At 48.6% G+C, this 6,158-nt stretch carries 8 protein-coding genes; 6 read left to right on the plus strand and 2 right to left on the minus strand.

From position 1 onward, the window contains the following. From ACI32D_RS07490 to ACI32D_RS07500, 3 genes are all read left to right on the plus strand, one after another. Nucleotides 1-656: aldo/keto reductase (locus ACI32D_RS07490; RefSeq protein WP_439775960.1), on the plus strand; the 656-nt coding region annotated here is incomplete at its 5' end. 137 nt (nt 657-793) lie between these two features. Continuing rightward, nucleotides 794-1,639, plus strand: a complete 846-nt coding sequence (locus tag ACI32D_RS07495) for an alpha/beta hydrolase (RefSeq protein WP_439775961.1) — start codon at nt 794-796, stop codon at nt 1,637-1,639. Between the two features lie 50 nt (nt 1,640-1,689). Then, a complete protein-coding gene (locus ACI32D_RS07500) occupies nt 1,690-2,151 on the plus strand; it encodes a GNAT family N-acetyltransferase (RefSeq protein WP_439775962.1) in 462 nt (153 codons plus the stop codon). A 55-nt stretch (nt 2,152-2,206) separates the two neighbouring features. Here ACI32D_RS07500 and ACI32D_RS07505 read toward each other — a convergent pair whose 3' ends face one another. Continuing rightward, a complete protein-coding gene (locus tag ACI32D_RS07505) occupies nt 2,207-2,425 on the minus strand; it encodes an antitoxin of toxin-antitoxin stability system (protein ID WP_439775963.1) in 219 nt (72 codons plus the stop codon). Nucleotides 2,426-2,801: 376 nt separating this feature from the next. Here ACI32D_RS07505 and ACI32D_RS07510 point away from each other — a divergent pair, with 376 nt between their 5' ends. From ACI32D_RS07510 to ACI32D_RS07520, 3 genes are all read left to right on the plus strand, one after another. Further along, nucleotides 2,802-3,254, plus strand: a complete 453-nt coding sequence (locus ACI32D_RS07510) for a hypothetical protein (protein ID WP_439775964.1) — start codon at nt 2,802-2,804, stop codon at nt 3,252-3,254. A 93-nt stretch (nt 3,255-3,347) separates the two neighbouring features. Continuing rightward, nucleotides 3,348-4,538 (plus strand): glycosyltransferase family 2 protein, encoded by a 1,191-nt coding sequence (locus ACI32D_RS07515; RefSeq protein WP_439775965.1) that lies wholly within the window; start codon nt 3,348-3,350, stop codon nt 4,536-4,538. Continuing rightward, the gene (locus tag ACI32D_RS07520; RefSeq protein WP_439775966.1) at nt 4,535-5,539 is read left to right on the plus strand and encodes a hypothetical protein; all 1,005 of its coding nucleotides are present in this window, start codon (nt 4,535-4,537) and stop codon (nt 5,537-5,539) included. The genes ACI32D_RS07515 and ACI32D_RS07520 overlap by 4 nt, the downstream gene beginning before the upstream one ends. Before the next feature lie 86 nt (nt 5,540-5,625). On the opposite strand, the gene ACI32D_RS07525 is transcribed toward ACI32D_RS07520, so the two are convergent. Beyond that, nucleotides 5,626-6,060 carry a hypothetical protein gene (locus ACI32D_RS07525; RefSeq protein ID WP_439775967.1) on the minus strand — a complete coding sequence of 145 codons (435 nt, stop codon included), beginning with the start codon at nt 6,058-6,060 and terminating at the stop codon, nt 5,626-5,628. Between the last annotated feature and the right edge of the window lie 98 nt (nt 6,061-6,158).

Genomic DNA, 6,158 nt, shown 5'->3' on the forward strand with positions numbered 1-6,158 from the left:
TTTTTGTTACCTCAAAGGTTGCTGCGGAAAACAAATCCTATGAATCAGCCGCGGCTTCAATTGATGAAAGCCTGGAAAAGCTGGGCCTGGACTATATCGACTTGATGATCATCCACAGCCCGCAGCCATGGAAAGAAGTCAACCAGTCAGACAACAGATATTTCGCGGAAAACCGGGAAGTCTGGCGGGCGCTGACTGATGCCTACAAGGCAGGGAAGGTCAAGGCGATCGGTGTTTCCAACTTCTTGAAAGAAGATATCGACAACATTTATGACTGGGCAGAAGTAAAGCCGATGGTCAACCAGATCCTTTGCCACGTGTCAAACAGCCCGCTTGACTTGATCGATTACTGCCAGAAGAAGGATATCGTTGTTGAAGCATATTCCCCGTTGGGTCACGGCGAAATCATGAAACAGCCAGAATTGGTTGAAATGGCCAAGAAGTACGGGGTAACTGTTCCTCAGCTCTGCATCCGTTATGACATCCAGCTGGGGACGGTCGTTTTGCCAAAGACAGCAAATCCTGAACATATGAAGATCAACGCGGATGTGGACTTTGTGATCTCAGACGAGGATATGGAGACTTTGAAGAATGTCAAAGTGATCAAAGATTACGGAGACAGCGGCGTCTTCCCAGTCTACGGCGGAAAGATGTAGCAATAGTTTTTGAATATAATCTGCCCTGCAATGTCAGACAACGTTTTTGCTGCTTGCAGGGCATTTTTATGCTTACTGTTTGGCCAAAAGAATACATCCAGGTAGAATAGAAATTGGCAAATAAACAAATTGGAGAGATGAAAAGAATGAAGACAAGAAGCAAGCATTTGGCAAAAATTATCCCGCTTATGCTGACCGGTTTGCTTTTGCTGACGGCATGCCAAAGACAGCTGACTAAGACGGAGAAGAAAGCTCAGGCAAAGGAAACGGTGACCTTCTTCTTCCATGGCTACGGATCCAGCATCAACGCGGAAAAACATATGGCTGAAGCGGCCAGACAGGCGGGCAAGACCAATGAAGTTTTGGAAGCTACGGTCAACGAAAACGGGTCAGTCAAAATCAAGGGCAAGTTCGCTAAGAAGCCCAAGAATCCAGTCGTTTTAGTCGGTTTTGCCGACAACCAAAATCCCGACTACCATAAGGACGGCTGGTATGCCTACAAGGCAGTCAAAACGGCCCAGAAGAAGCTGGGCTTTTCCAAGATGAACCTGGTTGGCCACTCCATGGGCAACATGGCCATCAGCTACATGATCATGGATTATTCTGCTAAGAAGAATTTCCCAAAGATCAAGAAGCAGGTTGACATCGCCGGCCACTTCAACGGGATAATTGGCTTTGACAAAAATTCAAACTCAAGTCTGGATGCATCCGGCAAGCCGAAGAAGATGAATTCGACCTATCAAGAACTGACGCGGCTCCGGCAGGTCTATCCAAAGGGAATTGACGTCCTTAACATTTACGGTGATACTGGTAAAAAGTCAGACGGCCGGGTCTACAACAATTCCTCTAAGTCGCTCAAGTACCTTTTAGTCAAGGCCAAGAGTTACAAGGAATTGAAGATCACTGGCAAGGGCGGCCAGCACAGCCGCCTCCATGAAAACAGCAAAGTCGACAAGGCCTTGCAGGACTTTTTGTGGGAATAACGCTTTTTAAAGGCAGGTTGGTATAATCTAATCAAACAGGAGGCCAGTTTATGAAACAGCAGCTTTTGCGACTTGATGGAACATTTGCAAACGATTTTTGGCGGCTGAGAAAAGAGCTGTTTACGGAACTAGGTGAAGTCACAACAGACAGCGATCTTTCCGCCTTGGAAGAAGCAACTAAGCAGTACTATCTGACCCATATTGACAGGGACTTGATCAGCTGGGGGATGCTGGAAGACGGAAAACTGGCGGCAACTGGTTCGCTTTGCCTTTTTAGCCGGATTCCCTACGCGGAGAACCTAACCGGACAGGAAGGCTATATCTTGAACATCTACACTTCACCTAAGTCCAGAAAGCAGGGCTACGCCAAGCAAATTGTCGATGAAATAATCGACTATGCCCGTAGAACCGGAATCAAACGCCTTTGGCTGAATGCCAGTGAAGACGGCGAGAGCGCATACGAAAAGAAGGGCTTCAGTAAAAAGAATAACGAGATGGAGCTGTTTTTGTAGAAAAATAAGGCCAGGCGCTATGGTAAGTGCCTGGCCTTTGTGCTATGCTTCCGGTCTATGTTAATCCTCTGAACGCTTCTTCCTGCTTACATTCAGTGTATTTTTTGTCCCAATCTGGATCACGGAATGGATTTAAACTCTCTGGAACAAAAACGATTATTCCATCTCTTCCCTGGTAGACGCTGTACTCTTCAGCATCAGCTACGATATTCTTCGGAATAGGGAGAACTTTCGAGTCGCCAACTTGTCTTATTTTTGCTCTGTTTTCTGTCATTTGGGGTCTCCTTTCAATTCCATTGCTTACACAAAGTATATACCGGAAAAGACAATCAAGCCAAAAGATTCCGAGCGGCAAAACATGTCCTTTAGGAAATATCTACCCAAAACCTTTCAAGCAAACTGCTTGGAAGGATTTTTTGTGGGAAAAACAAGATCCGTGTAGCAGGTTGGCCCGAAAAAGTCAAATTCAATAAGTAAGAAATAATGTGAATTGCTGCCAGAATCTAAATATTTCGCGAGAGACCGGGACTTTTCTTAAAGGCTAATTAAATAAGTTGGGTATTTTATTATACTTTCATACCGATATTGCAATCAGATTTGATGATTATTATAATATGCATTAGAAAGAATAGGATTATTACTTATAAGAGATGAGAGAGGACCGAACCATGAACATCAAAAAGATTGTTAAGTTGGCTATCCTGCCAGCATCACTGATTGCTTTATCACAGACCAGCCTGCCAAGCGTTATTGCCGACGCCTTGACTCCAGCTTCTACTGGCAGTACGGCAGCCGTAGCGCAAACCGCCAAAAGCGCTGATGTGGCCAGCATCGCTGCTCTTGCCGCAAAGGCAGAAGGCGGAAGCGGCGCGCTTGGTGAAGGCTGGGTAGTAGTTCCAGGCATCCCGGCTAAGCCAGGTATTCCAGCTAAGCCAGGCGTACCGGGCAAGCCAGGTGTTCCAGGCAAAGCAGGCATCCCGGGCTACGGGTCTCTTGCTTCAACTGCTGCAACGGCAGCCACAGCCGCAACCGCGGCGACTGCCGGCACTGCTGCAACGGCTGCAACGGCAGCTACTGCTCCTACGGCAGTCAAGGTCAAATAGCCCCCAGTCATTCAAAGGGGGTGGTGATTTATCAGTCAGACGATTTTTGAAATATCACTAACGGGCGTAATCATTTATGTCCTCTGGGTCTTCTTGCTCCTGGCCGCGGGGCAAAACGGCAAGTCAATTGAGCTTGATCCCTTATTAACCAAGGGCTACCAGTTGGTCTTGCTGGTCCCGGCCATGAATGAAGAAGGCATCATCGAACAAACCATGCGCCTGTTTTTAAGGGAAACGGCGAATTTACCCAATGTAAAAATGGTCATCATCGATGACGCGTCCAGTGACGACACAGCCTTCTTGGTCAAAAGCTTTAGCAAGCAGGCTGGCGGGAAAATCCAGCTTCTGCAAAGGCAGCTGCCCCAGGCCCAGACAGGCAAGGGCAATGCTCTTAACTGGGCCTACCAGCAAGTCGTTATGGACAATAGCGACCCGGACCATTTGATCTGCGGCGTTTTGGACGCGGATGCCTATATGGCAGAAGAAAGCTACCTCAAGGTCATCCAGTATTTTGCCCAAGATGAAAAACTGGACCTGCTCCAGACCCGGGTGGGGATGCTGGAGACCAGAAATTGGCTGCAGATCATGCAGGACATTGAGTTCACGGTCATCAACGACTGGATTCAGAACACCAGAAACCGCTTAGGCAACGCGGCGGCATCGGGCAATGGCCAGTTTATCCGGGTATCTTCGGTGACGGCCCAGCGGCCATGGGGCAACGCCTTGCTGGAGGATTTTGAGTTCAGTACCCGCTTTTTGCTAGAGGGGAAGAAGACTTTGTATGCCGGGGATGCGGTGGTTTACCAAGAAGCCATCGATAAGCCCCGTCCCTTTATCAAGCAGCGGGCCAGATGGACGCAAGGAGGGCTTGACTGCCTCTTTGGCTACTGGCCGAGAGTTTTAAAGAGTCACCGGATCAACCTGCCAGCTAAAGCTGAGATGTCATTTTACATGCTGATACCTTTTGTCACCTTGGTTACGGGGATCGCCAGCTTGATCGTTTTTGTCTTTACTTTAAGCAATTTGGATGACTACTGGCGGCTCTTAGCGGTGATTGTGGCAGTCAACATGATTTTCAACATGTATATCATTGTCCAGTACCAGCGGGCCAGCCAGACAAAGCAATATGGGCTTTTGATCTGGACCGTGCTAACTTTTGCTTTTTATAATTACTTGCTTTACCCGGCGATCGTGATCGCTTTTTATAAAAAAATCAGCGGGCGGACCAACTGGGTTAAGACGACACATGGAATTAAGAGAAAAATCGGGAGGAAAGTCTCATGAAAAAATGGAAGTCAACTTTAATGGTGGCAAGCGCCACCTTAGGGATGTTCTTTGCCTTTGGCAACAGCAGCGTTAAGGCTGATGACGTAAACGACACGGCTAACACGACTGCCGTGCAAACGCAAACTGTTCAGACCGCGCAAACCACGCAAACTACTCAAACTGCTACCGAACAGACAACTGGCAGCAGTTCAGAAACTGCTACTACGACTAGTCAAGCAACTGAAGCCACTACGGCAGATACGGCAAGCCAGGCTACTGAAGCAACAACTGCCACTGTTGCAGACACGGCAAGCAAGGCAGAAACCGCGGCAACTTCAGAAAAGTTGGCAACTGACTTAGCGGACACGGCTGCAACTGCTGGCACTGCCGAAACTGCAGCAACCGCTCCAACTGCGGGCACTGCTGAAACTGCGGCAACTGCACCGACTGCTGGTACTGCTGGCAATGCAGCTACTGCTCCAACTGCTGGCACTGCTGAAACTGCAGCTACTGCTCCAACTGCTGGCACTGCCGGTACTGCCGGTACTGCTGGCACTGCCGGTACTGCCGGTACTGCTGGCACTGCCGGTACTGCTGGCACTGCTGGCACTGCTGGCACTGCTGGCACTGCTGGCACTGCCGAAACTGCTCCAACTGCGCCAACCGCACCGACTGCCCCAACTGCTCCAACTGCACCGACCTCACCTACAGCACCTACTGCCCCAACTGCTCCAACTGCCCCAACTGCCCCAACTGCTCCAACTGCTCCAACTGCACCTACTGCCCCAACTGCTCCAACAGCTCCAACCGCGCCTACAGCACCGACCGCACCTACGGCTCCAACTGCCCCAACTGCGCCGACTGAACCAACTAAGCCAACCACTCCAACTTGCCAAAGCTACGTTGTCGTTGTAATTGTCCGGGTTCACTACTACAGTTACCGCAGCTACAGCTGTCGTCCATTCTTTGCAATGAACCATTGCTTCCGCAGCTGCGCTTGGATGCCATTCTTTTTCTAAGCCGGCAGCTCTGACTTAAATACATTTTTTTCTCCAATACAAATCAACTCTCTCTATTTGCTTAGAGAGAGTTTTTTGATGCAATATTATTTTTTCATTTTCTGGATATATTGATTGTAAAAGCCATGGTTGGTCCAGCCATAGGGGTTATCCGTGTTCTTGAGAACTTTTTCCGGCAAATTGACCAGCAGAATTGATAACACGACAAGAATGATGATCCCGCCGGCAATGTCAGCCAGCTTGAGCCTGTTTTTGATAAAGCAAACCGTATAGGCAATCCCTAAAGGCAGCCAGCAGGCAAGGGCAGTGACCAGTCCAGGCGCGTAAAAGCCGGTGTTAATCCCCATCTGGGCAAAAATTTCCATTGAGTGCCGGGCAAGATAGAGGTGAATGAAGCATTCAAAGTAGGAAAAAATCATAACTCCAAAGCTCATCTTGCGGCCATATTTGCTAGCTTCCACCAGGATAAACCAGAGCAGAGCCCCGCCGAAGTTCGTGATCAAGTCAGTGAGCTTGTTCATGGGATAGAGGCCGCGCAAAGCCGGAGATGAATTGATGTTATAGATATAATACGCGTGGTGCTAGTTGAAATATAGTTTCAATTTCTTAACAAAAAAGG

Source organism: Lactobacillus sp., from assembly GCF_051873315.1.
In the GTDB taxonomy this organism is placed as follows: domain Bacteria; phylum Bacillota; class Bacilli; order Lactobacillales; family Lactobacillaceae; genus Lactobacillus.